The sequence below is a fragment of the Actinoplanes sp. CA-015351 genome, from assembly GCF_050955685.1.
In the GTDB taxonomy this organism is placed as follows: Bacteria; Actinomycetota; Actinomycetes; order Mycobacteriales; family Micromonosporaceae; genus Actinoplanes.
Window position 1 is genome coordinate 8327321 of the sequence record NZ_CP192102.1, and the last position, 24333, is coordinate 8351653.

At 66.8% G+C, this 24333-nt stretch carries 24 protein-coding genes and 3 tRNA genes; 12 read left to right on the plus strand and 15 right to left on the minus strand.

Annotated features, from left to right (window positions below; genetic code table 11):
• Positions 1-9: 9 nt before the first annotated feature.
• Genes ACQP2E_RS37860 through ACQP2E_RS37870 form a run of 3 tightly spaced genes read left to right on the plus strand, consistent with a single transcriptional unit; the run spans position 10 to position 2865 of the window.
• Positions 10-1002, plus strand: coding sequence for a hypothetical protein (locus ACQP2E_RS37860; protein ID WP_433827732.1), 993 nt, complete (start codon positions 10-12; stop codon positions 1000-1002).
• Positions 1002-1868: a hypothetical protein gene (locus ACQP2E_RS37865; RefSeq protein WP_433827733.1), complete on the plus strand. Its 867-nt coding sequence runs from the start codon at positions 1002-1004 to the stop codon at positions 1866-1868. The genes ACQP2E_RS37860 and ACQP2E_RS37865 overlap by 1 nt, the downstream gene beginning before the upstream one ends.
• A complete protein-coding gene (locus ACQP2E_RS37870; RefSeq protein ID WP_433827734.1) occupies positions 1861-2865 on the plus strand; it encodes an FAD-dependent oxidoreductase in 1005 nt (334 codons plus the stop codon). The genes ACQP2E_RS37865 and ACQP2E_RS37870 overlap by 8 nt, the downstream gene beginning before the upstream one ends.
• Here ACQP2E_RS37870 and ACQP2E_RS37875 read toward each other — a convergent pair.
• From ACQP2E_RS37875 to ACQP2E_RS37890, 4 genes are all read right to left on the minus strand, one after another.
• On the minus strand, positions 2862-3881 hold the full coding sequence (locus tag ACQP2E_RS37875; RefSeq protein WP_433827735.1) for a tryptophan--tRNA ligase: 1020 nt from the start codon (positions 3879-3881) through the stop codon (positions 2862-2864). The two genes, ACQP2E_RS37870 and ACQP2E_RS37875, sit on opposite strands and share 4 nt — an antisense overlap.
• A gap of 79 nt (positions 3882-3960) precedes the next feature.
• Positions 3961-4578 carry an HAD family hydrolase gene (locus ACQP2E_RS37880; RefSeq protein WP_433827736.1) on the minus strand — a complete coding sequence of 206 codons (618 nt, stop codon included), beginning with the start codon at positions 4576-4578 and terminating at the stop codon, positions 3961-3963.
• A gap of 396 nt (positions 4579-4974) precedes the next feature.
• Positions 4975-5047 (minus strand) — tRNA-Arg (locus ACQP2E_RS37885).
• 41 nt (positions 5048-5088) lie between these two features.
• Positions 5089-5178 (minus strand) — tRNA-Ser (locus tag ACQP2E_RS37890).
• An 840-nt stretch (positions 5179-6018) separates the two neighbouring features.
• On the opposite strand from ACQP2E_RS37890, the gene ACQP2E_RS37895 reads away from it, so the two are divergent.
• Entirely contained in the window at positions 6019-6432 is a 414-nt protein-coding gene (locus ACQP2E_RS37895; RefSeq protein ID WP_433827737.1) for a hypothetical protein, read from the plus strand.
• On the opposite strand, the gene ACQP2E_RS37900 is transcribed toward ACQP2E_RS37895, so the two are convergent.
• Complete coding sequence (locus ACQP2E_RS37900) at positions 6390-7166, minus strand: CPBP family intramembrane glutamic endopeptidase (RefSeq protein ID WP_433827738.1); 777 nt, start codon at positions 7164-7166, stop codon at positions 6390-6392. The genes ACQP2E_RS37895 and ACQP2E_RS37900 overlap by 43 nt on opposite strands.
• A gap of 118 nt (positions 7167-7284) precedes the next feature.
• On the opposite strand from ACQP2E_RS37900, the gene ACQP2E_RS37905 reads away from it, so the two are divergent.
• A complete protein-coding gene (locus ACQP2E_RS37905) occupies positions 7285-8397 on the plus strand; it encodes a globin domain-containing protein (protein WP_433827739.1) in 1113 nt (370 codons plus the stop codon).
• 6 nt (positions 8398-8403) lie between these two features.
• Here ACQP2E_RS37905 and ACQP2E_RS37910 read toward each other — a convergent pair whose 3' ends face one another.
• Entirely contained in the window at positions 8404-9933 is a 1530-nt protein-coding gene (locus tag ACQP2E_RS37910) for a peptide deformylase (RefSeq protein WP_433827740.1), read from the minus strand.
• 329 nt (positions 9934-10262) lie between these two features.
• On the opposite strand from ACQP2E_RS37910, the gene ACQP2E_RS37915 reads away from it, so the two are divergent.
• Positions 10263-10979 (plus strand): hypothetical protein, encoded by a 717-nt coding sequence (locus ACQP2E_RS37915; RefSeq protein WP_433834250.1) that lies wholly within the window; start codon positions 10263-10265, stop codon positions 10977-10979.
• 52 nt (positions 10980-11031) lie between these two features.
• On the opposite strand, the gene ACQP2E_RS37920 is transcribed toward ACQP2E_RS37915, so the two are convergent.
• The gene (locus tag ACQP2E_RS37920; RefSeq protein ID WP_433827741.1) at positions 11032-13020 is read right to left on the minus strand and encodes a hypothetical protein; all 1989 of its coding nucleotides are present in this window, start codon (positions 13018-13020) and stop codon (positions 11032-11034) included.
• Between the two features lie 278 nt (positions 13021-13298).
• On the opposite strand from ACQP2E_RS37920, the gene ACQP2E_RS37925 reads away from it, so the two are divergent.
• Positions 13299-14012 carry a class I SAM-dependent methyltransferase gene (locus ACQP2E_RS37925; RefSeq protein ID WP_433827742.1) on the plus strand — a complete coding sequence of 238 codons (714 nt, stop codon included), beginning with the start codon at positions 13299-13301 and terminating at the stop codon, positions 14010-14012.
• A 75-nt stretch (positions 14013-14087) separates the two neighbouring features.
• Here the strand turns inward: ACQP2E_RS37925 and ACQP2E_RS37930 are convergent, their stop codons facing one another.
• From ACQP2E_RS37930 to ACQP2E_RS37945, 4 genes are all read right to left on the minus strand, one after another.
• On the minus strand, positions 14088-14618 hold the full coding sequence (locus ACQP2E_RS37930; protein WP_433827743.1) for a YbhB/YbcL family Raf kinase inhibitor-like protein: 531 nt from the start codon (positions 14616-14618) through the stop codon (positions 14088-14090).
• Between the two features lie 293 nt (positions 14619-14911).
• Positions 14912-15445, minus strand: a complete 534-nt coding sequence (locus ACQP2E_RS37935; RefSeq protein WP_433827744.1) for a C40 family peptidase — start codon at positions 15443-15445, stop codon at positions 14912-14914.
• Between the two features lie 525 nt (positions 15446-15970).
• A complete protein-coding gene (locus ACQP2E_RS37940) occupies positions 15971-16576 on the minus strand; it encodes a DUF4352 domain-containing protein (RefSeq protein ID WP_433827745.1) in 606 nt (201 codons plus the stop codon).
• A gap of 294 nt (positions 16577-16870) precedes the next feature.
• Positions 16871-17833, minus strand: coding sequence for an NAD(P)H-quinone oxidoreductase (locus ACQP2E_RS37945; RefSeq protein ID WP_433827746.1), 963 nt, complete (start codon positions 17831-17833; stop codon positions 16871-16873).
• Between the two features lie 67 nt (positions 17834-17900).
• On the opposite strand from ACQP2E_RS37945, the gene ACQP2E_RS37950 reads away from it, so the two are divergent.
• Positions 17901-17985, plus strand: a tRNA-Ser gene (locus tag ACQP2E_RS37950).
• A gap of 1126 nt (positions 17986-19111) precedes the next feature.
• Here the strand turns inward: ACQP2E_RS37950 and soxR are convergent.
• Entirely contained in the window at positions 19112-19555 is a 444-nt protein-coding gene (gene soxR / locus ACQP2E_RS37955; RefSeq protein WP_111651060.1) for a redox-sensitive transcriptional activator SoxR, read from the minus strand.
• A 56-nt stretch (positions 19556-19611) separates the two neighbouring features.
• On the opposite strand from soxR, the gene ACQP2E_RS37960 reads away from it, so the two are divergent.
• Together ACQP2E_RS37960 and ACQP2E_RS37965 are read left to right on the plus strand one after the other, a co-directional pair.
• Entirely contained in the window at positions 19612-20286 is a 675-nt protein-coding gene (locus tag ACQP2E_RS37960) for a thiamine pyrophosphate-dependent enzyme (RefSeq protein ID WP_433827747.1), read from the plus strand.
• Positions 20287-20297: 11 nt separating this feature from the next.
• Entirely contained in the window at positions 20298-21128 is an 831-nt protein-coding gene (locus tag ACQP2E_RS37965; RefSeq protein ID WP_433827748.1) for a transketolase family protein, read from the plus strand.
• Between the two features lie 38 nt (positions 21129-21166).
• On the opposite strand, the gene ACQP2E_RS37970 is transcribed toward ACQP2E_RS37965, so the two are convergent.
• Entirely contained in the window at positions 21167-21631 is a 465-nt protein-coding gene (locus ACQP2E_RS37970; protein WP_433827749.1) for a hypothetical protein, read from the minus strand.
• A 118-nt stretch (positions 21632-21749) separates the two neighbouring features.
• On the opposite strand from ACQP2E_RS37970, the gene ACQP2E_RS37975 reads away from it, so the two are divergent.
• A complete protein-coding gene (locus tag ACQP2E_RS37975; protein ID WP_433827750.1) occupies positions 21750-22151 on the plus strand; it encodes a PH domain-containing protein in 402 nt (133 codons plus the stop codon).
• 10 nt (positions 22152-22161) lie between these two features.
• Here the strand turns inward: ACQP2E_RS37975 and ACQP2E_RS37980 are convergent, their stop codons facing one another.
• Together ACQP2E_RS37980 and ACQP2E_RS37985 are read right to left on the minus strand one after the other, a co-directional pair.
• Positions 22162-23070: a rhomboid family intramembrane serine protease gene (locus ACQP2E_RS37980; protein WP_433827751.1), complete on the minus strand. Its 909-nt coding sequence runs from the start codon at positions 23068-23070 to the stop codon at positions 22162-22164.
• 22 nt (positions 23071-23092) lie between these two features.
• Entirely contained in the window at positions 23093-23617 is a 525-nt protein-coding gene (locus ACQP2E_RS37985) for a peptidylprolyl isomerase (protein WP_111651055.1), read from the minus strand.
• Between the two features lie 170 nt (positions 23618-23787).
• Here ACQP2E_RS37985 and ACQP2E_RS37990 point away from each other — a divergent pair, with 170 nt between their 5' ends.
• Entirely contained in the window at positions 23788-24333 is a 546-nt protein-coding gene (locus ACQP2E_RS37990; RefSeq protein WP_433827752.1) for a hypothetical protein, read from the plus strand.

Below are 24333 nucleotides of genomic sequence, written 5' to 3' on the forward strand. Positions count from 1 at the left end.
GAGACTCGCATGCCTGCCAACCCGTTCGATCCGAATACTGCCGCTGAGGTCGCCGAACATCTCGGCCCCACCGCGGTCCGATTCACCCACCTCGACGATGCGCTCGCCGTACTGGATCCCGCGAACCGTGACTCCCTGGCCATCGTGACCGGATTCGGTCCCACCAACGCCCCAACGGCCGGCACCTTGTCGGTCATGCTGGGCGCGATCGAACTCCAACGCCAGCTCAAGGCACCGATGACCGTCGTACTTTCCGATCTAGGAGCGTGGAACTCTCGTAACCTTCCCTGGGCAGCCTTGGTTCAAATCCGCGACCAGATGGCGGCATTCTTCGTGGCACTCGGCCTCGACCCGAACACGGCTGGGCTGCGCAGCCACCTCGACCACGCCAACCTTGTCCGAGCCGGCCGTGTTGCCCGATACCTGTCTCGCGCCGATTTCCAGCAACATCGCGAAAGCCTGTTGGAGCTCTATGCCGATCATGGCCTGCTCGGTAGTGAGATCGGGGTCGTGGTCGACTCGCTGTACACCGTCGCCGATGTCCTCGGCCCGTTCGAAGTGGGCGCCTCCAACGTCCTCATGGTGTCCGGTATGGAGGAGGCCTACTTCACCGACCTGGCTCGGCTGGTCTTGAGCCGGCAAGCTGAAGCCGGCGCGTTGAGCATGGGTTGGAGCGGACAGATCGGTGCCCTTTATTTCCGTGTCCTCGAAGGACTCGCGGGCTACCCGAAAATGTCCAAGAGCATCCCCGCCTCGAGCATCCATCTCAATATGGCCCCCGATGAGATCACCGCCCGGGTCCTGAACGATGACGACGCCGGGCAGGCAGCGCTGTTGTCGGCCATCGAGCTGAGTAGCGGCTGGGATATGAAAGCCGTCGCCGCCGCCCGTCAGGCATTCGCTGACCGTATTGAACGGCCACGGCCGTGGAGCGATGTCCGCCATGAGTACTGCCACTCTTTCAACACCTTCGCCAAGATCTGGCGGAGGTGTTGGCCCTGATGAAATCAGTCATCATCCTTGGAGCATCGGGACGACTCGGGCGACCGACACTCCAGCGGTTCGTCGCTGCAGGCTTCGACGTCATTGCCGTCGGCCGCACCCGGCCGAAGTTCCTCATCCGAGGCCACTGGATCACGGCGGACCTGACCAACGAGCACGACCGGCATCGACTGGTGACGACGGCACGAGTCCTGACCGTCGCGTCGAGCCGTGTCTGGGTGGTGGACTGTGTTCTCGACCGCAGCGGGGTCGAAGCAATGCGCCGAAGCATTCAGGGTGCTACCCGCACCGTGGTGCAGCTCAGCCGCTCGCTTGCCGATAGCGGCCGACCCTGTGTTCTGGTGGCAGCGAGCACCACCGCAATCGTGGCCCCGAAACTCCTTCAAACGCCATACGGAATGGCCAAACAGCGCCAGGCGATCTCGTACGCCCGCTTGGGTGTGCCCGGCCTCGGGTTACTTCTTCCCTTGCTCACGGCCCCTGCTGAGGAAGACCGCTCGGGCTGTTCGTTCGATGACGCCGCGCAGCGAATGGTGGAAGCCGCAGGGGCCCTGCGAGCAGATCTAGGCTTCGTGTGCCACGTGCCGGCGCTACCGAGTCGACAGATCGAACTCGGAATGATGCGACCATGGCTCCTTCGTCTTGCTGCGGCAGTCCGCCTGAACAGCCGCGATTCCATGCAAGCGCACCGTACGGTCTCCCGTAGCCGGCTCAGCCTTGCGTCGCGGCGGATACGCGTTCGCATCGACCACCACGTCGCGCCCCCGCAGTTACTACGCCGCTTTGCCGGACGCCATCGCATCCCTGTCACCGACGGCCGTGCCTCCGCACCGGCCCGGGCCAACAACGGGAGCGGACGTGGCTAGGAAAGAAGTCGATGTCCTCGTGGTCGGAGCAGGCTTTTGCGGCCTCGCCATCGCGATAGCCGCAGCACGCCGCGGCCTCGCCGTCCGATGCGTCGGTGACGGCCGACCAGGTGCCTCGCTGGCCAACTTCGGGCAACTGCACTCCGGCGCCGTCTACGCCCCCGTCCTACCTGACGTGGCACAAGCGTGCTGGCAATACCGAGATCGGTGGCATGACCTCGCTGGTCCGGCCCGCATCGGCATGCCTCACGGCTACGCACTATTCGACTCGGTTGACTCCGTCGAGCGCTATCAGGCCGCGTGGCAGCGACTCAGCATCACTGCAACAGAAATCGATCCACGAATTGTGGGCTCGGCGCTCCCTGCAGCTGCCGCCTTCAGCATTCCCGACTACAGCGTCCACCTACCGACTCTGCACCACCGCCTCGCCGACTTAGCCAGGGCCAGCGGTGTAGTGACGGAACACGACCAACCGATCTACCTACCAGGCGACCTCACCACGACGCCGGCCACGGTCGTACTGGCCACCGGCGCGCACACGCCAGTCCTATTGTCCGCCATGGGGCTGGCCCACGATCTGCGCAGCCGCCGCATCGTATGGGGACAGCTCCCGCAGGGTGGTGGCCGCGATCTGACCTACTGGTTGGACGGCGACCTCCTGGCCCTGAGCCCCGATCGGGAGGGAATCCGAGCCGGCCTTCCTAGCAACGCCGGCCAGTACGGAGCCGCCGACACCGAACGCCACCGTCTTCAAGTCGCCTTGGCCCGTCGCGGGCTTTCCACCACCGACAATTCCCTCAGAGTGCTGTCGAGCACCGTTTGTGAGCCAGCAGAGACAACGGTCGCTCCCTCGACACGGGTCATCGACCTACGCGACCCACCGACCGGGTGGATCAGGACCAACAACCTCATCGTCGCACTGCCCGGTAAATGGACGACTGCCTGGCAGTGCGCCGATCAAGTGGTCGAAGCGCTCACCCGCTCGCCGGCAAGCTAGCCGATCCCGATGGCGTCACGCACCTGCTCCAGCAACGGCCGGGTCTGCTTGCGCGCCTTGTCAGCACCGTGAACCAACAAATCATCCAGCTCACTGCCCGGAGCCATCAACGTCTCGTATCGCTCGCGCAGCGGCGCGAAACGAGCAATCAGGGCATCCGTCAGCCGGGCCTTTACCTCGCCCCACCCGACTCCGCCCGCGACCAGCCCGGCCCGGGTCTCCGCCACCACATCCGGGGTGCCGAAGCGTTCCAGAAGGGTGAACACCACCGCTGAGTCTGGATCTTTGGGCGCCTCGACGGGCACGCTGTCAGTCGGAATCCGTCGAATGACCTTGCGCAGGGCGGCGTCGGCCGCGAACAGGGGAATCGTGTTTCCGTAAGACTTGCTCATCTTCCGCCCATCGGTGCCGGGCAGCGTGTGCGCCGAACCCTCATCCGGCACGATCGGCTTAGGAACCTTGAACGAGAAACGGTCACCGTAGAGCGCGTTGAACGCCCCAGCGATATCGGCCGCATACTCGACGTGCTGGAGCTGGTCACGGCCCACCGGAACCACATCGGCATCCATGAGAAGAATGTCGACCGCCATCAAAACCGGGTAATTGAACAAACCCATGTTGACCCCGGCGTCGAGGTCTTCCTTGCCGGCCTCCCGGTTACGGTCGCGGAACGCCTTGTAAGCGTGCGCCCGGTTCATCAGCCCTTTGCCCGTCACGCAGGACAGCACCCAGGTCAACTCGAAAGTCTCCGGGATGTCCGACTGTCGGTAGAACGTCGTCCGGTCCGGGTCGAGACCTGCGGCCAGCCACGAAGCCGCCACCGATCGCGTGTAGTGCCGCAGTAGATCACGATCACGGATCGTCGTCAGCGCGTGATAGTCCGCAATGAAGTAGACCGATTCATAGCTGTCGGCCAAGCTCAGTGCCGGCAGGATCGCACCGATGTAATTGCCCAGATGCGGCTCGCCGGTCGGCTTGATGCCGGTGAGCGAGACCTTACGCGCCGTCGAACTCATGGGCCGACTCTACCGTGGATACCAGCGCCCGCTTCGACCGATATTGTCAGGGATACTCGGCGTGCCGCAATGACAACGGTCAGAGACCGAGCAATGCCGGCAACTCCGTCATGCTGCTGAACGAACCAGCAGACGGCGGGCCAACGCGGCGCTCCTGCTCGAACTGGAGGACACGCATCCCCGCGGCCCGTGCAGCGGCAACACCGGGCTCGCTGTCTTCGACGACGACACACCGCTCGGGTTTCGCTCCCATACTCGCTGCAGCGAACAGGAACAGATCCGGAGCCGGCTTACCTCGTGACACCTGGTGCGAGGTGAAGATCCGGTCCTCGAAGTAGCCGGCCAGCCCAGTGACGGCCAGCGTCAATGCAACCTTCTCGGGACGACCGTTGGACGCGACGCAGAAGGGCACATCAAGCCGAGCGAGAACAGACTGCACTCCCGGAACCGGGCGCACCTGGATGCGTAGCGCTGCATCAACCGCCCGGGTGAGTTCATCGAACCAGCCCGCAGGAATCGGCGCGCCTAACCGATCGGCGATGCGGGCGGCCGTGACGTCTTGAGTCAGCCCGGTGAAGTCCCGACCGCATTCCGCGTCGGTGATGCCGACGCCGAGCTGCCGCATCTGCTCACCCAAAACGCCGAGAACGATCGGCTCGCTATCCACCAGAACGCCGTCGCAGTCGAAGATGACCAACTGAGAAGGACAGCCTATTCGCAAGATCGCCTTTCAAGGGTCGCCTCAGCGTCGCCTGCAGCGCCGATTCCTTCTGAACCCGATCGGCTGGCATGTACGCGGCTGGGATGCCGATCTGCCGATCATCCGGAAGGCTTTGAAGGTACAGAGCGGCCGCGAGGTGGACGACGTGGACTCCATCATCGCGCTGCGGAATCTCGTTCGGGCTGTGGCCGGCGACAAGCCTGCGCCGAACCAAGCGGAGACGGAGGCCTGATCCACTACGAATCGACAGTCTTTCGACACGCGATCACCACCGGATCACCACGGTCCCACCAGGCGGGATTTCGAAGCTTGAAACCGGGAAACGAAAAGACCGCAACCTGCGTATCCGCAGGTCACGGCCTAATCAAGATGTGCGCCCGAAGGGACTCGAACCCCTAACCTTCTGATCCGTAGTCAGATGCTCTATCCATTGAGCTACGGGCGCTCCCTCACTTGCTAAGTCAGCCTACAACACCGACTTTCGCGCGGAGACTCCGGGATTCGAACCCGGGATGGGCGGTTAACCCAAACCGCATTAGCAGTGCGGCGCCATAGACCAGACTAGGCGAAGTCTCCCCGGTGCCCCGAAGGTCACCGAGGCTTGACAATACCGGACCCCTGGGACGCCGCACAAAGAGGGCCACATCCGGCACGCCACGGATCTCCGTAAGGGGTCGCCAACAGGCGAAACGTCGCGTCAGCGGCTAGGCTGCGTCGATGGAGGAGAACACCCGCCGCCAGTCGCCGTTCACCGCCCCGAAGCAAGCACCGGAGCAAGCACCAGAGCAGGCACCGGAACACCCGGCCCCGGCCGAGCAGCGCGCGGCCCGCCGCGGCGCGCCGCCGGCGGTCACGTTCCAACCCCCGCGTCCCGGCCCAGGTGCTGAAGGTCACCCTTCCGAGCCTTCCCCGGGTACGCCCAAAGCCCCCGCCGTCTCACCGAACACCCCAGCCCCGCCGGCCGGCACTCGCAGGCCCGCCCGGAAGGCAGCGCCCCGGCCGCCCGCCTCCACGGTCCCGGCCCAGCAGACCCGGGCAGAAGACCCGCCCGCCAAAAAGGCTGCCACACCAAAAGCCACGAAAAAGGTAACCCCGGTAAGCAAGGCCACCGCCCCGGCGAAAAAGGCCGCCCCCGTCAAGAAAGCAACCCCGGCCAAGCGAACCCCCACCGCAAAGCCGCCCATCCCGATCGCGGAAACAACACTCCCGCCGGAACCCACCCCGGCACCCCCGGCACCCCCGGCCCCCACGGCACCCCCGGCCCCCACGGCCCCCACGGCACCCACGGCACCCACGGCCGAGCAGACCGCTGACCTTCTCTCCCAGCTGCTCGCCGACCCCGCCAACGCCCCGAAAACCCTGGCCCTGACGGCTGTCCAAACCCTCGGCCCCCGCGCCCGCGACCACGTCGCCAACTTGCGCGCGATCTACCCCACGGCCAGCACCGAGGGCCTGACCCGCCTGACGACGCAGACGTTCGCCCGGGCAGCCGTACTCCGTGGCTCGTTGACGGCGATCACCGGCCCGTCCACCGCGATCGCCGCCATCGGCATCACGCATGCCGAGCTGGTGCTCCACCTGGCAGCGATCCACGGGCTGGACCCCACCGATACCCAGCGAGCAGAAGACATCCTGGCCTGTGCCCCACTGGAGCAGCCGGCCAAGACCCTCGCCGCCTACGCCGCGATCAGATACATCAACCGCGCGCTTCCCGGCACCAGCCTGCTCAGCACGATCCTGGCCGGCCACAACACCATCGCGGCAACCGCGACCAAGGCCCGCAAGCTTTACACCCGGAGCCAGTCCAGCCAGTTGTCCGGCAGCAGCTGATATCCGACGAACGCGGTGATGTCGAGCAGGGCGTGCGCCACGATCAGCGGCATCACCCGCTTCGTCTTGATGAAGAACAGCGCGAACACCACGCCCATCACCGCGTTCCCGATGAAGGCGCCGAACCCCTGATAAAGGTGGTACGACCCGCGCACCACTGCTGAGATAGCGACGATCCACGCGATCGACAGGTTCATGGTCCGCAGCCGAGTGACCAGGTACCCCACAACGATCACTTCTTCGAGGATCGAGTTCTGCAGCGCCGACAGGACCAGCACCGGCACGGTCCACCAGTACGGCGCCAGAGCCGACGGGACGATCTGTGCGTTGATTCCGAGCTGCAGTGACGCGTACACAAGAAGGAGCCCGGGGATCCCGATGGCCGCGGCCAAACCGAAACCCCAGCCGAGATCGAAGCGGGGTCTGCGGTAATCGATGCCGAGCTCGCGGCTCGGTGAGATGCGGTCGCGCAGCAGCAGGAAGAGTACGAGGGCGACCGGGATCAGCTCGAAGAAGATGCCGAGCAGCTGCCGGGTCAGGTCCAGGTATGGCCGCGCCGACTGGGGTGCGTTGAGAACCGCGGTCTGCTGGGCCAGCGGCGCGGCAGCGGTGAGTTTCGCCGCCAGCGACACGATGGCGTAAGCGGCCGACTGCCCGAGCGACAGCAGCAGCACGATGGCGATCTCAACGGAATACCCCGGGCGGGTGGCCTGCTGCCGGTCTTCGAGAGTCACCGGGCAACTTTACGGCAGGCACAAACGGCCCTATTTCATCAAGCGACGCGCCGGACTCCGTGACGAGTCGCACTTTTGGTGCGTCGTGTTCCTGACTGTGCTGACCACCCTGAATGGCATGGGAGACCTCGCACGCTTGCTCAAGGAGAGCTGGAGCCTCGTCGAGGAACATCAGGACAAGGTGGCCGGCTACTTCTACGCGCGCATTTTCCTGTCGTACCCGGACCTGCGGGAGCTCTTCCCCGTGCACATGGACGTGCAGCGAACCCGTCTGCTGAACGCGATCGTCACCGCGGTGCAGACGCTTGAGGATCCGGAGAAGTTCGACGACTACCTGCGCGGTCTGGGGCGGGACCACCGCAAGTTCCACGTGGAACCGGAGCACTACGAGGTTGTGGGCGGAGCGTTGATCGAGGCGATGCGTGCCTTTGCGGGTGAGCAGTGGGGTGTCGAGTACGACCAGGCGTGGGCGGACGCGTACGCCGTGATCGCCTCGAAGATGCTGGCCGGCGCGGATGCCGACCCGAATCCGCCGTACTGGTACGCCGAGGTGGTGGCGCACGAGCGCCGCGCCAAGGACATCGCGGTCTTCACGGCCCTGCCGATGCAGCCGCTGGAATTCCGCGCCGGCCAGTACCTGAGCATCGAGTGCTCGAAGTACCAGCCGCGCCTCTGGCGCACCTACTCACCAGCGAACGCGCCACGGCGCGACAACACCCTCGAGTTCCATGTCCGTGCGGTTGGCGCCGGCTGGGTTTCCAGCGCTTTGGTACGCCGCCTCCAGGTCGGCGACATGATCAAAGTGGCCGCCCCGATGGGCACTATGACGCTGGACCGCCGTTCCACCCGGGACGCGGTGTTCGTGGCCGGCGGCACCGGCCTGGCCCCGATCAAGTCCCTGCTGGAAGAGCTGACCCGGTACAACCGGACCCGCTGGGTGCACGTCTTCTTCGGCGCGAAGACCCGCGAGGACCTGTACGACCTGGCCGACCTGAACCGGCTCGCCGCGCGGTACCCCTGGCTGTCGGTGGTGACCGCGTGCAGCGACGACCCGACCTTCCCCGGCGAGCAGGGTGACATCTCGGACGTGGTGGCCCGGTACGGACCGTGGCAGGAGCACGACTTCTTCGTCTCCGGCTCCGGCAAGATGGTCAAATCCACCCTGAAGAAGCTGGCCGAGCTCCAGGTCCCGTCAGTGCGGATAAAGTACGACAGCTTCACCGAGCAATAGGAGCGGCTAGTAATCCCACGGCCGGCCGGTCTGCTGGTACTGCGCCACCGGCACCAGTTTCGCGTCGTGCGTCATCCGGTCCACGTAGAGCCGGCCTTCCAGATGGTCGATCTCGTGGCTGATCAGCCGGGCCAGCGCCCTGTCGAACGTGGTGACCACCCTGGTCCCGTCGAACCGGGCGTGCTCCACGTCGATCCGCAGCGGCCGGGTGACAAGGCCCCGGTAATCGAAGAACGACAGGCAGCCTTCGTACTGGTCGTCGCACTCGGTGGACTCTCCGACGATCCGTGGGTTGAGCAGGACCACCGGCTGGGTGTCGTACTCCGGGGGCTGGACCACCGCGGCCGCGACCGGCACCCCGATCTGGGTGGCGGCCAGGCCGACCCCTTTGCTGAACTCGTGCAGGTCCTGGAGCCGGCCGAGGGACGTGAGCAGCCGGGTCACGGTCTCCTGGGCGGCACCGCCCTCGCGGGGGAGCTGGAAGTGACGGGCCCGCTGCCGCAGCAGGTCGGATCCGCGCTGGATGATGCCGATGCCCCGCATCCGGTGCGAGGCGCGCGGCAGGGTCGGCTCCGGCGGCCCCAATTCGTCGTAGATCGGAGCATCGGCGCCGCGGTACCGCCATTCAAGGCGGTACCTGGCGTTGAGCAGGGGCGCGTCGGTTGACCACTCGAAGATGGCACGACCTCCCTCGGTGCGGCGTTCCAACGGGGTACGGACGGGCACCTCAGCGGCGAGGGACGCCTCCACACCCCAGACCTGGGGCTCGAAATTCTCCGGGAAGTTCAGCCGGACGGTCAGCGATCGGGTCGGTAGCCGGACGGCGCGCTGGAACCACTGCCCCCATTTCTCCTCGCCGACCGTGTACGCGTACTCGATCGTGGTCCGCTCGCCGGGATAGAGCGGGAACTGGCCGTGCTCGTTCGCGAACAGCAGCCAGATCTCCTTGGCCGCGTCCCGGTCGAGCTTGACCCGCCACTGCATCGGCTCAGCGGCGGTGCCCTCGCCGGCGAAGGCGTGCACGTCCATCTCGTCGAAGCTGAGCGGGTGGTCGCGATGGTGCCGGTTGGAGCCGGGCGGGTCGTGCGGGTACCGATCCACCGCGATCTTCACCAGATAGCGGGTAACCGGCTCGACTCCGGCGTTGTAGAGCGACCGGCGCACGCGACAGCGGTAGGCTCCGTCGGTGTACGCCAACTCGGCGATCTCCTGCTCGACGACCAGCCCGGTCCCCGGTGGCAGCCACTGGACCGGCACCGGCGGGTCACGGTGCAGGGACGAGCCGCGGGCGTGCCGGAGTTCGTCGTACTCCTGGAAGCGTTGCCAGATCATGCCGCCGGCGCCGAGCACCGCCTCGGCTCGGCGGGCGAAGTCCTCGGTGGGCTTGTGGCGCCGCCCCTCGACGTGGCTGACATAGGAGGGATCGAAGCCCATACGCGCAGCGAGCTGCTTCTTGGTCATTCCGCGCTCGACCCGCCATTGCGCAAGCGCCGTAACGAACTGCTCTGCGGCCCGTTCAATGGGCGAGGTGGTCATCACGGATGTCCCCTTCGCGACGGCACGTTAAGTGTCGCTGGCTCTCCGTGTCCGCAAGGTGCTAGTAGCGCGTTGCCGACAGATACCTTGACGAACCCGCCAGCCCGGCAACGCTACGTAAAGTAATTATCGCCGAGGGTATTCGTCCGAAAGATCCCGCTCCCAGGTGTGGTTAGGCTACCCTTAACGGAGTACGGTGGGTCGCCTCAGACCTCTTGAAGTACCCCCTGGCGAGGAGGCAGGCGTCCGTGACCAGCACCACCCTGGAACTGTCCCGGTCGCGCCGCGCCGATCAGCCACTCGCCCCGGTGACGACCACTCTCCGTGCGATGTTCGGCACCAGCACCGAGATTCCCGGCCTCGCTCCCGATCTCGTGGTGCCCGACCTCGCCGGCTGGATGCCCGCCGCGCGCCTCACCGACGCCCACCTTGAGACTCTCCTCGGCAACGCTTCCCGCCGCTGGAACGCGCAGCCCCACGCGGCCGCCGCGCTCGCCTGGAAGGCGTACACCTACTGGCTCACCCTCCCGGCCGTTCTCGGCTGGGCCTCCGCGCGCCGCGTCCCGCTGCTCACCGCCACCGACGCGGTCGTGCACTTCACCGACCCGCGCCCGCTGGTCACCCTCGGCCTTCGGCCGGACACCCCCGTCGCGGTCCTGCCAGGCGACCCCCTCGCGCTCACCAACCACCCTGGGGTACGCGTAGTCGCCGACGAAAACGCCCTGCTGGCCGAGTTCCGCAGATCCGTCTTCGACGAGCATCTCGGCCCTCTGCTGGACGCGATCCACGCGAAGGTACGGCTCGGCAAGCGCACACTGCTCGGCTCGCTCGCCTCCGGTGTGGCGTACGGAGTGCTGCGGTCGGCCGACGCCCTGCCCGGCTCGTCCGCAGAGAGCATCGACAAGCTGCTCGGCAGCCTGGGCGTCCGCGACCTGGTCGAGCTGTACCCGAGCCACCACGGCAAACTGGACGTCCGCCGCAAGACCTGCTGCCTGGCCTTCACCCTGCCAAATCCCAAGGTCTGCCCCGGCTGCTGCATCAAGTAAGAACGCCAGAAGGCGGGCCATCGGCCCGCCTTCTCTATGTATTACCCGGCTCTTACTTCATGCCGATGGCGGTGACTTTGGCGTCCGGATTGTCGACCAGGGCGCGCACGTCCCACATCCACACGCCGCCGGTCCAGGTCGGACGGAAGCCGATCAGCTCGGAGAACGTCCGCAGCATCTCGATGTCTCGGGGCTGCGGTGTCAGCACCACCACACCGGCCTGCCAGAAGCGCAGGTCGGCCAAGGCCATCTCGCGCCGGGTGTCGTCGATCTCCGGGATCGGGTTGCCCTGCCGGACCGAGGTGATCAGGCCGCTGGTGGGCCGCCACGGCGGCGAGAAGATCGCGGTCCGGTCATCCGGGTTGCGCGGGTCCTGGTTCGGCAACAGTGCGTACGCGCCGGCGATGCGCATCTCGTGCCCGGTGAACGCGGTCCAGCGCAGCGGGTCCGGGTAACTCGAGTCAGGCAGCGGCAGCGCGACCACGGTGTGGTCCTCGTCGGCGAACTGCTTCCAGGCGCCGGACGTGACGAACTCGGGGACCGGGTCCATCAGCGTCGTCTGCAGCGGGGTCGGCACGAGCGGCACGAGCGCCATCGCCACCGCGGTGATCATGGCGACCCGGACCGGGCCACGGGACTGCGGCTGGCTGCGGACCATGTCGAAGGCCCGCTGCACGCCCAGAGCCAGCACGATGCCGACCATCGGGGCGATCGCCATGGCCCACCGGGTCGGCACGGCCGAATCGAGAACCGGAACGCTGTGCAGGATCGACCAGATGCCGGGCACGCCGGTGTTCACACCGTTGAGGTAGATGCGCGGGCCGAGCGACATCGCCGCGAAGAAGACCGCGATGCCACCGAGGATGACCACCGCGGCGCTCCGGCGCATCCACAGGATCAGTCCGAAGAAGAGGACGACCATGCCCCAGCCGAAGAACGCGTTCTCCTCCGCCGGGTTCTGCGAGAGGCCGGCCGCCACCGCGCTGTTGCCGGCCACCGACCGGCTCGCGTACGCGGTGAACGACCCGAGGTCGGCGCCGAAGTTCCGGACGAACTCGGCGAGGCCCGCGTAACTCTGCGGACCGAAGAACTGCACGCTCAACGGGTACGCCAGCGCGGCCAGGGTGGCCGCCGCTGTCACACCGAGGGCGCGGACGAACGTCAGCACCTCACCGCGGTGCGTCTTACGCCGGATGACCGCCATGAACACGCAGAAGATGCCGAGCCCGACCGCGGTCATGAAGAGGATCTCGAGGTTGATGAACGCCTGCCAGATCAGCAGCCCGGCGAGGATCAGCCCGTTGCGCATCGCCCGGCGCGGCGTACGCAGTTCGAGGGTGCGCCAGATGATCAGCGGAACGAGGAATTGGGAGACGATGTTCGGATGGCCGCCGGCGTGCGAGATCATGCTCGGCGCGAACGTGCAGAAGAGAGCGCCGACCCAGGCCGCCAGCCGAGACGCGACGAACCGGCGCGACAGCACGAGGTACCACGAAGTACCTGTTAATGCCAATGCTCCGGTAAGAAATACGTTGAACGACACATGCGGACCGAACAGAAGAGTGATGGGCGTCAGTGGCAAGGAAACTGCCAAGACTGACGTGTTGGCCATCATGTTCACCCCGTCGGGGTAATTCATGCGGTCCGAGAAGAACGGATAGACGCCATCCGTGAGCACTCGGGCACCGTGCGCCAGCATCCACTCGAAGAATGCTTGATCCTGTGGATCATCACGCAACTCATGATCAAGATTGAGCCACAAGGGTGCCGTGACGAAGAGGGCGACGGCGAGGAAGCTGCCGATCGCGCACACGTCGCGCCAGGAGAGCGCACGCCATGGAAGGCGGCGTCGAGCAGGGCGTATCTCCTGCTCATCGGCGGTCTCCACGGTCGGAGTAACAGCGGCCGGCGCACGCACCCCGACGTCGCCCTCAAGGGCGATCAGCTCCGCGTCCAGGTCGACGTCGGCGGTCGCTTGGCGCGGCGGAAGAACGTTCTCACCGGTCGACTGGCCTGTCGAGTCAAAACCCGTAATCGTCATAGCATCGGCGAGCCTAACCGAGGTTCCGAAGAGTTCAGCGATGAGCGCCCGATGCGTGATAGAGCCGATATGTACGCGTGTTTTCCGCGTGTCCTGCGATGGTGCACTCTCAGCGGGCTTTCAGCGCGTAACCCATACGAGTACCTGACCTACCTATGTCTCAATCAGGCCAAAAAATCAGTTCGTACCGGCGCTCAACTTTCGGATAGTCGCTTCAGATGGTTAACTTCTCCGGTCCCGCTGTCAGCTCAGATCGGCAAGATGAGGGAACCTCACCTATGGCAGACATCACTGGAGACCAGCGGATCCAGTCCGAAGTGCTCGAAGGCCTCGCCACGGCTGTGAACCACCGCAGGTGGTTCGTCGAGCTCGCGCTCCCGTACCTCGGCGATAATCCGATCGAGATCGGTAGCGGCCTCGGTGATTACGCTATCGAGTGGTCCGAGCACCTCCCGCGGTTCACCGCGACCGAGGCCGACCCGGACCGTCTTGTGCTGCTCAAAGAGCGGATGGCGGACTACCCGACCATCGACGTGAAGCAGATGCTCCTGCCCGCGCCGGAGGCGAACGGGCAGTACAGCGCCGCGGTGTCCTACAACGTTCTTGAGCACATCGAGGACCACGTGGGCGCACTGAGCAGCATGAAGGATCTGGTCCGCCCCGGCGGCGCCGTGATCATCATCGTGCCGGCCTTCATGTTCGCGATGAGCCAGGTCGACATCGCCACCGGCCACATCCGGCGGTACACGAAGAAGACCCTTGCCGCCGCCTTCACCGAGGCCGGCCTGGAGATCGAGAAGATTCACTACGCGAACGCCCTCGGCCTCCTCGGCTACTACACGGCGACCAGCATCTTCAAGCTGGCGCCGAAAGAGGGCCCGATGGTCAAGATCTACGACTCGGTCGTGCTGCCGGTGACCAAGGCCGCCGAGCGGGTCGTGCGGCCGCCGTTCGGCCAGTCGGTCTTCTGCGTGGCACGAGCGCCTCGCTAAGGCGTACCCAAGCAAGAAGCGCAAGCAATCGAAAAGCCGCCGGCAAGCCGGCGGCTTTTTCGTTTGGAGAACTTGTCAGCCCCGGACCTGGAACGTCGGGCGCAGGGTGGCCCGGGCCAGGGTGTGGAACGCGAGGTTGAAACCGACGTAGGCGGGGGACGCGTCGGGCGTCACCTCGAGAGCGTCGACGTCGATCGCGTGCACAGCGAAAACGTATCGGTGCGCGCGGTCACCGGGCGGCGGCGCGGAACCGCCGTAATTGCGCTCGCCGTAATCGTTGCGGACGCAGAAGGCGCCGTCCGGCAACGGATCGACGCCACGGTCCAGAGCGGTGACCGACACCGGCAGGTTTACCGCGACCCAGTGCCAGAAACCACTGCCGGTCGGGGCGTCCGGGTCGTAACAGGTCACCACGAAAGCGCGCGTCTCGTCCGGGAAGCCGGACCAGGAAAGCTGCGGCGACAGGTTTTTCCCGCCGACGCTGGTGTGCGCGAACAGCTCGTCGAGCGGCTGCCCGTCCGTCACGTCCGTGCTGGTCACCGTGAATGACGGGACCGGCGGCAGCAGATCGTACGGGTCGGGAGCCAGGGCACGGTCAAGACTCATGAAGGCCTCCGGCGGCGTGGTGAGTAACTGATCAGGTTTTCCCACGATGGGCCGAGGTTAACCGGCCCAGGTCACGAGCGCCTTTCGCCCGTATTGCGGCACGCTGTCACTCGATTGGGTAAACGCACAGGTGGTGCGCATGCCCGGCGGCATGCTCGGGGATGCTTCTGTCAGACATCCGACCGGGTGCGTGCGGCAGAGATCCCCGCGCCCGGTTGCGGTCGAGCGAGTGGGCACCCGTCTTCCGGCGGGTGCCCGCTGCTTGTCCAGGGGTCATCTGCCTCTCGGCAGGGTCATTTCCCCACGCGCGCCACTCGCAGACCGCGGTAGACCTTGCGGTACACCACCCCGGTTCGGCTGTTGCCGGCGTCGATCATCATGCCGCGACCCATGTAGATGCCGACGTGCCCGGGACCGACCACCAGATCGCCAGGACGGGCCTGAGAGCGGTCGACGGTACGCGCGCGGCGTGCCTGCGCCCCCGACGAGTGCGGCAGGCTCACGCCGGCCCGTGCGTAGGCGCGCTTCGTGAAGCCGGAGCAGTCGAATCCGCCCGGCCCTTCACCGCCACGGACGTACCGCTTGCCGACCTGGGACCGGGCGAACGCCAGGACCGCACGCATGTCCCGGCCGGCACCGGCCCGCAGACGACGGATCGCGGTGCTGCGGGTCGTTGTGCGTACCGAGACGGCACCGCGCTTCGCAACGGTCACCCGCTTGCGCTGGACGGCGACTTTCTGGGCCTTCTGGGCTTTCTGGGCCTTTTGTGCGGTCGCGACCCGGCTCTGCGGAGCTACGGCCCGCTTCGGGGGGATTGCTCGGACCATCCGGCCGGGTGTTGTGCCCACTGGACGCCGGAATACCGGAGAGCCCACCGGGCGAACGTTCGGAACAGAGCGGATCCCGGGCCGGCGCGGCATCGAACGGGACGCCCGCGTCTGGGCCGTCATCCGCTCCTGCAGCAGACCCGTGGTGAAATCCGGGATTCCAGTCCGGATCGGGGAGTCGGGAACTTCCGGTACGGCCGGCAGGGGCGCGGGTTTCGCTTCCGCGGCGTGCTCGGCGGGATCTAGCGCCGGTGCGATGACGGCGAGCGCAAGCGCGCCAGCGGTCAGCACCCGGCGGGTGGACGAACCGTGCAGTGTTGCCTCCGAAATAGGCCCGGGGCACTCACGCGAATCCCATCAGCGCGGCGGAACTGCTTGCCGCGCTTTTGCCTCCGTTGAAGGTGAGCAATGGGAACCCGGACAACCATGCGTATTCCGTGGACCATGCCAACACAACATCGATTGAGCCGGGGCAGGATTCAGCTAATTGATCCCCCCGATCTCGGAAAGATAAACGTGCTGCGGTCACCCGGCCGGTGGGAGAGTGATGCGCACCCCCGGTGTCGACAAGGCGCCGTGCACCGAGACCTCGACGAGCTCAACGTCGGTAGGCACGTCGAAAGGAAGCACGCCGGTAACCGTCGCGCCGGGCGCGATTTCGTTCAGCAGCGTCGAGCTGTGATCGTTGAGAAAGACCGCGGCCTGATCCGCGGCGGCGTACGCTACGCCGTTTTTGTCGTAAACCCGCTGCGAGCCGCTGTCGAACAGTTCCGGTTCGGTGCCGGCGTTCTTCACCGATACATCGAGCAGACAGAAATGGCCTGTCGCTCGCTGTTCCATGCCGTCCGGGCCGACCGAGTCGAGGCCGCATCGGACGCCGTCGACGGCGAATTCGAAGTGGCCGGCCATAGCTCCTCCCGGCACGTTCGTGGTGACCGCGGTGGGACGGTGATCGGCGGTCACCACGGCCCAGACGCCGAACGAGATCAGCGCGACGACCGCGATGATGCCGCCGGCTATCCAGAGCTTCGCCCGCAACACGGATGTGCCGGGTTCCAGCCAGAAGTCGTCCTCGACGTCCCCCACATCCTCGACGAGGGGCGGTGCGGAACGGTGCGGTGCGTACGTCACGAAGTCCCCCAGCGGTCGGATACGCAGCGCGACCAACGGACGCGCTGTCCGTCCATGCTGGGGTTGAACGTGGCGAAACGCGGTCACGACTCGCCGCATATCCAACTTTATCGGACATATGCGTCTGGAATACTTCCTCCTAACGAGTGATCAAGTCGCCATCGGCGGGTTGTCGGCCGGTTGTCGGCGGGCTGTCTGCGGGCTGTCGGCGGGTGGTCGACGGGCTGGTGGCGGGTGGTTGACGGGCTGTCGGCGGGTGGTTGACGGGCTGTCGGCGGGTTGTCGACGGGGTTTTCAACGCTGCAGGACGATCTTTCCGAGGTGATCGCTTGACTCCATCAGCCGCTGCGCCTCGGCCGCCTCAGCGAGCGGAAACGTGCTGTGGATGATCGGCTTGACGAGCCCCGCAGCGATCAGCGGCCACACCTGATCACGCACGCCGGCCACGATCCGTGCTTTGTCCTCGGTGGGCCGCGCTCGCAGCGACGTCGACGAGATGCGGCCGCGTTTCGCCATCAGGGCGCCCAGATCGAGCTCCGCGGTGCGGCCGCCCTGCATCCCGATCACGGTGATCCGGCCGTCCGGAGCGAGCGCCTCGATGTTGCGGGCCAGATATTTCGCCCCGACGATGTCCAGGATCACGTCGGCGCCACGATCCTTGGTGAAGTCGTGCACCGCGCGTACGAAATCGTCGTTTTTGTAGTCGACCGCGAGCGACGCGCCCAGCGCGAGCAACCGCTCGTGCTTCTCCGCCCGCGCCGTCACGATCACGGTGGCGCCCAGCGCCACGCCGAGCTGGATCGCGAACGTGCCGATGCCGCTGCCGCCGCCGTGCACCAGCAGCGTCTCACCGGTGCGCAGGCGGTCACGGTCAACCACGTTGGACCAGACCGTGCAGGCCACCTCGGGCAGGGTCGCGGCCTCAACCAGCGACAATCCGGCCGGGACCGGCAGCAGCTGCCCCGCCGGAACGGCCACCCGCTCCGCATAACCCCCGCCGGAAAGCAGCGCACACACCCGCTCGCCGCGATGACGACCGGTCACACCGGGCCCGATCGCGCTGATCACCCCCGAGCACTCAAGCCCCGGATAATCCGGCGCGCCCGGCGGCGGAGGATAAAAACCCTGCCGCTGCAGCACGTCAGCCCGGTTCACCGCGGAGGCGGTCACGTCGACGACGACCTCGCCATCCCGCGGCTCCGGGTCAGCCACCTCAGCCCACACCAACCGCTTGTCCTCGATCACGATCGCGCGCATGAAGCCGACTCTGCCCCACCGGTACGACAAGAAACTCGGGCGGGTGGCAAACTGATGCAGCAACACGGGAGGACTCGCCTAGTGGCCGATGGCGCCGGTCTTGAAAACCGGTAAGGGGAAACTCTTCGTGGGTTCGAATCCCACGTCCTCCGCTTTTTAGTTCGTACGGGGTGAGCGCTGAGGTCCCACCTCGTCAAACGCGCCGCACCCGGTCGGCCCAGGCCGTCCGGGTGCGTCACTGCTGCCGGTGCCAGGCGCGGGTGCGGGTGCGGGTGCGGGTGCGGGCCGTCCGGCGGCCATCGCTGTCGGCGTGGGGTGATTGTGCCGGCCCTTCGGCGGCTTCCCGCACGATCCATCTGCGCTGTGGCCGCCCGGCGTCGTTGCTGCCGGAGCACGGCCGGGCTCGCAATCACGTGCGCGCGGGCCGTCCAGCGACTTTCCCCGCGCGGGCCGTTCGGCGGCCTCCCGCACGATCCACCTGCGCTGTGGCCGCCCGGCGTCGTTGCTGCCGGAGCACGGCCGGGCTCGCAATCACGTGCGCGCGGGCCGTCCGACGGCTTTCCGCGCGGGCCGTCCGACGGCTTTCCGCGCGGGCCGTCCGGCGGCTTTCCGCGCGGGCCGTCCGGCGGCTTTCCGCGCGGGCCGTCCGGCGGCTTTCCGCGCGGGCCGTCCGGCGGCTTTCCGCGCGGGCCGTCCGGCGGCTTTCCGCGCGGGCCGTCCGGCGGCTTTCCGCGCGGGGTTGGGACACCAGCGCCCGCCCGACGTGGCGTGGTGGCCCGGGTCGTCACGCCGGTCCGGGCGGGCGAGGCGTTGCGCCCGCGAACAGCGGCCCGGCGAGGTCGTCCCGCGGGTCTCGACCAAAGCGACCCAGCCCGCACCCACATTCGTCACGCCGGGTGCGCTTGACGCCGGCAAGGCCCGCGCGCGGTGGATCAGGTCGCACGGAACGCCAACGTGTGCCCGCATCAACGCCCTGGCCGTGATGAAGTCGCACGGAACGCAACCGTGTGCCCCCATCCACACCAATCCGAGCGATCGTGTGCCCCCGTCCCTGCTCCGCGCCCGACTCCCCATCCCAGGGCCCACCGTGTGCTCCCGAACCCGCCCTGCCGCCCCGCACTCGGTCCGGCCCCAAAGCCCACCGTGTGCTCCCGGTCCGCGATTCAAGCCCTCAACCGTGTGCCCGGCCCGCGGCTCGAGCCCCCAACCGGCGCAACCGGCCGTGACCACAACCGGCCGCCGCTGGCGATCGACCGCCACGCTTACCGCGTACGAAAATCAGTCGCCCGGCGGATTGAGCACCATCTGCGGACCGGCGCCCCGACCGGCCAACCTGTCGCTCGGATTGACGAGCTTGCATCGCTGCAGCGAGAGGCACCCGCACCCGATGCACCCGGTCAACTGATCGCGGAGCCGCTCCAGCACGGAAATCCGCTCCTCCAGGCGGTGCCTCCACCGCGCCGACAAACGTGACCAATCGCCCTTGGTCGGCGTGCGGTTCTCGGGCAGCGACGCCAGTGCCTCGCGGATCTCGTCCAGCGACACGCCGACCTGCTGGGCGATCTTGATGAACGCCACTCTTCGCAGCTCAGCGCGGTCGTACCTTCGCTGGTTGCCGCCCGTTCGGCTGGCGTGGATCAGGCCCTCGCGCTCGTAGAAACGCAGGGCGGAAGCTGCCACACCACTACGAACAGCCAACTCGCCGATGGTTAGCGATTCCATCCTGGCACTCCCGAAAAGCTTGAGCTGAAGTGAACTTCAACCTGCAGCCTAGACACATGACCGCCACCAGCGCACCTATCAATCCGTTGCACACGCTTCTGAGCCGGATCACCGGTGACGCGAAGCACGCGCCCAGTGCGCACTCCACATTGGATGTGCTCTGGGTGCTCTACGACCGGGTGCTGAGAATCAGCCCGGAGACCGTCGACGAGCCGGACCGGGATCGGTTCCTGTTGTCGAAGGGGCACGGGCCGGCTGCCTATTACGCGGTGCTCGCCGCCAAGGGTTTCATCCCCGAAGAGTGGCTCGACGACCTCGGCAGCTGGGACAGCCCGCTCGGGCACCATCCGGACCGCGTGCTGATCCCGGGCGTCGAGGTCGGCACCGGGTCGCTCGGGCACGGGCTCGGCCTCGCTGTCGGCACGGCGCTCGGGCTGCGGGCGCAGGGCTTCGACCGTACGCGGACGTTTGTGCTGGTCGGCGACGCCGAGTTGGACGAGGGATCGAATCATGAAGCCATCGCGTACGCCGCTGCCGTCCAGCTGCCGATGACCGTGATCGTCATCGACAACCAGTCCTCGACACACGGCTGGGCCGGTGGCATTCACACCAGATTCCCGGGCTGGAGTTTCGACGGGGTCAACGGGCGCGATCACGACGCCATCGAAACCGCCCTGCGAAAGCACGAAAAAACACCACACCTCGTCGTTGCCACCGTCGAGCAGAAGTGAGGTTGAAGATCATGCGTGAAGCATTCGTCGCCACCACCACCGCGATCCTCGATGAGGACCCGCGTACCGCACTCGTCATCGCGGACATCTCCGGGGACGCGTTCGCGACCGCGCTGGAAAGCCACCCCGATCGCGTCTTCAACGTCGGCATCCGCGAGCAACTGATGGCCGGTGTCGGCGGCGGGCTGGCGCTGACCGGGATGCGGCCGTTCCTGCACTCGTACGCCCCATTCCTGATCGACCGGGCCTACGAACAGATCAAGCTGGACCTGGGACACCAGGACGCCGGCGCGGTGCTGGTCAGCATCGGGGCGTCGTTCGACGCGGCAGCCGAGGGATACACGCATCAGTCGCCGGGCGACGTGGCGCTGCTGGACACCCTTGGAGGCTGGACAGTGCACGTGCCGGGTCACCGCGACGAGGTGCCGGGGCTGCTGCGTGCGGCGGCCCGGCACGACGACCGGGTCTACGTACGCCTGTCCGCGCAGGAGAACCGGCGGGCGTACGCGAACGGCAGCGTACTGAAACGGGGTAGGACCCTGGTCGTCGCGGTCGGGCCGATGCTCGATCCGGTGATGGAGGCGACCGACGGCCTCGACGTGACAGTGCTCTACCTGAATACGCCGAGGCCGTGGAGCATCGACAGCGACCTGACAAATCAGGAAATAGTGGTTGTCGAGCCCTACCTAGCGGGAACCAGCGCCGCCAAAGTCAACGGAAGATCCCTGCACCTCGGAGTCGGAGCCACCGAGGTACGCCGTTACGGCACCTGGCGCGACCACGCCCGCGAACACGGCTTGGATCCGACCGGCCTGCGCCGATCAATCACCGAATTTCTGTAAGAGTCAGGCGAAAGCGGAGACACGAGTTTCTGTAAGCGTCAGGCGAAAGCGGAGACACGAGCGAGAGCCGGCGCCGGCTCAATCCGCCGACCGTGGAAACTCTGCCGCAGCAAATCCTCGACACGCCACACCGTCTCGGTGTCGACGAGCCGCAGCCGAAGCCGCTCACGCACCCCGTCCACCGCCGTGGCAGCCAGCTCGATGCCCGGTTTGGAGGTCTCCAGGCGCCACGTCACATTGCTCAGGTGGCGCAGGTTCGCGTTGAGATGCAGGCGCTGGCGGTGCAGCGCCCGGGTCTCCTGGATGACCACCAGTCGGCGGTGGGTCAGCAGCAGGAAGTAGTCGCCGGAGAGCGGCGCGCCCGGCCGGGCGCAGCGGGCCACCAGCACGGCGGCGTCGTCCTGATCGACACAACTACGGAAGATCGTCATGTGCCGGTTCGCGGCCGGACTGGCCGATCCGGCAACTGCGGCTTGGTGGAACGTACTGGCGAACACGTCCATGTGCTGATTAACGCCGTATGAACGGATGAGGAGTCGGGGGACCCCGCTGAATATCGAATTACACCCGCACGGCGACTGTGGTGCCGATCATTCTGTGACGCGCTGACATAGTTGTCAGATGCAATGGCGCGTCAAGCCGGTCCTCCCGGTCACGAAGCTGATGGGCGCGGTCGCCGCGCTGGTTCTGGCGGCCGCGTTCGCCGAGGGCGACACCGTCCGATGGGTCCTCGCCGGCGCGGTCGCGGTCGTCGTCACCGGGTGGGCGCTGCGCGATCTGCTGGTTCCGGTCCGCCTCACGGCGGACTCGGAAGGCGTCACGGTGGTCACCGGAATCGCCCGCCGCCAGCACCTGCCCTGGTCAAAGATCGAGAGGGTACGCGTGGACAGCACCGTCCGTCGTGGACTGCGATCCGAGATGCTCGAAATCGACGCGGGTGACGCCCTGTACCTGTACAGCGCGAACGACCTGGGAGCCCTTCCGGAGGACGTGGTGACCCAGCTGGCCGACCTGCGGACCTAGGACAAAGGCTCTAGCTCAGCAGGCTCTGGGTGCGGACCACCGCGGCGATCACGAGCACCAGCAGGATCGCCGCGCACCCGATCGCCTGTTTCACCGCACGGTTCGGCTGGTTCGCGTACACCAGGGCGGCGCTCGCGGCGGCGCCCGCCACCAGACCACCGAGGTGGCCGGCGATCGAGATGCCCGGCACGGTGAAGGTGAAGATCAGGTTGATAACCAGCAGTGGCACTAGCTGGCTGGAGTCGCGCATCATCCGCCGATTGACCACGATGACCGCGATGACCAGGCCGAACGTCGCGGTCGAGGCACCTGCGGAGGGCTGGTTCGGCGCCTGGAACAGGTACGCCGCGACGTTGCCCCCGAAGCCGGCGAGCAGGTAGAGCGCGGCGAACCGCAGCGGGCCGAGCTGCGCTTCGAGGTAACGGCCGAGCTGCAGCACCAGCATCATGTTGAGCAGCAGGTGCAGCACGCCGTAGTGCAGGAACATGCCGGTGACCAGGCGGTACCACTCGCCGTTGGCGATGCCGTGCAGCTGGCCGTCGGGGTACAGCGCGAGGCCGAGGACCTCACCCCAGTCGGTCACCGAGGTGCCGGAGCCGAGCAGGCCGAACCACTGGCTTGAACCCGCGATCGCCCCCACGCCGCCGATGACCGCGGACGCGACCATCACCAGTGAGTTGATCACGATGATCGAGATCGTCACGTAGCCGAGCTGGCCGGCACGGCTCCCCCCGAAGGCGGTGCGTGCCGGCCGCTGGCCGCGACGTCCTTCTTTGACGCACTCCGGACATTGATGCCCAACAGACGCGTCATTCATGCAACTGGTACAGATCGGACGTTCGCACCGGCTGCACTTGATCAGCGTCTCCCGCGACGGATGGAGATAGCACGTCGGAGCCGTCGAGGGAGCCTCACTCATGGCACCAAAGGTACCTTGAGCGTCAGGAGCGCTCGATCTCCACGCGCTCGATGACGACGTCCTCGCGGGGCCGGTCGCCCGGTCCGGTCGGCGTCGTCGCGATCGAGTCCACGACCTTCGCGGACTGCTCGTCGGCAACCTGACCGAAGATCGAGTGGCGACGGTTCAGGTGCGGGGTCGGCGCCACCGTGATGAAGAACTGTGATCCGTTCGTGCCCGGGCCGGCGTTCGCCATGGCGAGCAGGTACGGCCGGTCGAAGCTGAGCTCCGGGTGGAACTCGTCACCGAACTGGAAGCCCGGGCCGCCGCGACCGGTACCGGTCGGGTCACCCATCTGGACCATGAAGCCGGCGATGACCCGGTGCGAGACGGTGCCGTCGTAGTACGGCCCGGTGCCCGGCTGACCGGTACGCGGGTCCTTGTACTCCTTGGTTCCCTCGGCCAGCTCCACGAAGTTGCGGACGGTCGCGGGGGCGTGATCCGGGAACAGCTGAATCCGGATCGGGCCGTGATTGGTGTGCAGGGTGGCGTAAATGTTCTCTGCCACGGGTACTCCCGTCTGCGTGATGGAACTGCTCTCGTGCAATTCGGATCCTCCCCCATGTCGGGGATCCGGCCGCGCGGGGGTACCCGAGAAGGCAACATGGCCTGGGAGACGACCACAGGAGGTGGGCACCGGTGTTCGCAACATTGCGTCGTAGGAACCGCAAGGCCAAGATGCGGAACGAGCTCGGCCAGAGCGTGGATCATTTCAAGCGCGCTGCGTCGATCGCCGCGAGCGAGACGAGCGCAACCGTCGCGCCAAAGATCAATGCGGCTCGCGACAGGGTCCAGCCGGCGGCCAGCAAGGCCAAGGGCGCCGCGACCGACAGCTGGGACACCGCGCTCGCCGCGCTGACCCCGCTGGTCACGGCGGCCACGGACAATGTCCGGCAGGCTGGCAAGACCACCAAGAAGCAGACGAAGAAGCAGCTCAAGGCGGAACGCAAGAACGTCGAGAAGCTGCGTAAGAAGGCGGAGAAGGCCACCGGCCGCACGAAGAGCCGTAAGGGCAAGCTCGCCGGTTACGCGCTGCTCGGCACCGCTGTCGGCCTCGGCGCCGCGTACGTGGCTCGTCGTCGCAGCGAGTCCCAGTGGGACGAGTACGAGCCGGCGCCCGCGTCGCGCCCGTCCGACGACGCCGCTTTCGAGCCGGTGGAGCCGATCGTCTACACCACGGCGAACGGCACCGTCAGCGACCCGACCAAGCAGAACCCCCGGTAA

What these genes read in the sequence shown, in the direction of transcription:
- ACQP2E_RS37860 (WP_433827732.1), top strand. Translation starts at nt 10, where the DNA reads ATGCCTGCCAACCCGTTCGATCCGAATACTGCCGCTGAGGTCGCCGAA.
- ACQP2E_RS37865 (WP_433827733.1), top strand. Translation starts at nt 1,002, where the DNA reads ATGAAATCAGTCATCATCCTTGGAGCATCGGGACGACTCGGGCGACCG.
- ACQP2E_RS37875 (WP_433827735.1), bottom strand. Translation starts at nt 3,881, where the DNA reads ATGAGTTCGACGGCGCGTAAGGTCTCGCTCACCGGCATCAAGCCGACC.
- ACQP2E_RS37905 (WP_433827739.1), top strand. Translation starts at nt 7,285, where the DNA reads ATGGGAGACCTCGCACGCTTGCTCAAGGAGAGCTGGAGCCTCGTCGAG.
- ACQP2E_RS37910 (WP_433827740.1), bottom strand. Translation starts at nt 9,933, where the DNA reads ATGACCACCTCGCCCATTGAACGGGCCGCAGAGCAGTTCGTTACGGCG.
- ACQP2E_RS37915 (WP_433834250.1), top strand. Translation starts at nt 10,263, where the DNA reads ATGTTCGGCACCAGCACCGAGATTCCCGGCCTCGCTCCCGATCTCGTG.
- ACQP2E_RS37920 (WP_433827741.1), bottom strand. Translation starts at nt 13,020, where the DNA reads ATGACGATTACGGGTTTTGACTCGACAGGCCAGTCGACCGGTGAGAAC.
- ACQP2E_RS37925 (WP_433827742.1), top strand. Translation starts at nt 13,299, where the DNA reads ATGGCAGACATCACTGGAGACCAGCGGATCCAGTCCGAAGTGCTCGAA.
- ACQP2E_RS37930 (WP_433827743.1), bottom strand. Translation starts at nt 14,618, where the DNA reads ATGAGTCTTGACCGTGCCCTGGCTCCCGACCCGTACGATCTGCTGCCG.
- ACQP2E_RS37935 (WP_433827744.1), bottom strand. Translation starts at nt 15,445, where the DNA reads ATGGTCCGAGCAATCCCCCCGAAGCGGGCCGTAGCTCCGCAGAGCCGG.
- ACQP2E_RS37945 (WP_433827746.1), bottom strand. Translation starts at nt 17,833, where the DNA reads ATGCGCGCGATCGTGATCGAGGACAAGCGGTTGGTGTGGGCTGAGGTG.
- soxR (WP_111651060.1), bottom strand. Translation starts at nt 19,555, where the DNA reads ATGGAATCGCTAACCATCGGCGAGTTGGCTGTTCGTAGTGGTGTGGCA.
- ACQP2E_RS37960 (WP_433827747.1), top strand. Translation starts at nt 19,612, where the DNA reads ATGACCGCCACCAGCGCACCTATCAATCCGTTGCACACGCTTCTGAGC.
- ACQP2E_RS37965 (WP_433827748.1), top strand. Translation starts at nt 20,298, where the DNA reads ATGCGTGAAGCATTCGTCGCCACCACCACCGCGATCCTCGATGAGGAC.
- ACQP2E_RS37970 (WP_433827749.1), bottom strand. Translation starts at nt 21,631, where the DNA reads ATGGACGTGTTCGCCAGTACGTTCCACCAAGCCGCAGTTGCCGGATCG.
- ACQP2E_RS37975 (WP_433827750.1), top strand. Translation starts at nt 21,750, where the DNA reads ATGCAATGGCGCGTCAAGCCGGTCCTCCCGGTCACGAAGCTGATGGGC.
- ACQP2E_RS37980 (WP_433827751.1), bottom strand. Translation starts at nt 23,070, where the DNA reads ATGAGTGAGGCTCCCTCGACGGCTCCGACGTGCTATCTCCATCCGTCG.
- ACQP2E_RS37990 (WP_433827752.1), top strand. Translation starts at nt 23,788, where the DNA reads ATGCGGAACGAGCTCGGCCAGAGCGTGGATCATTTCAAGCGCGCTGCG.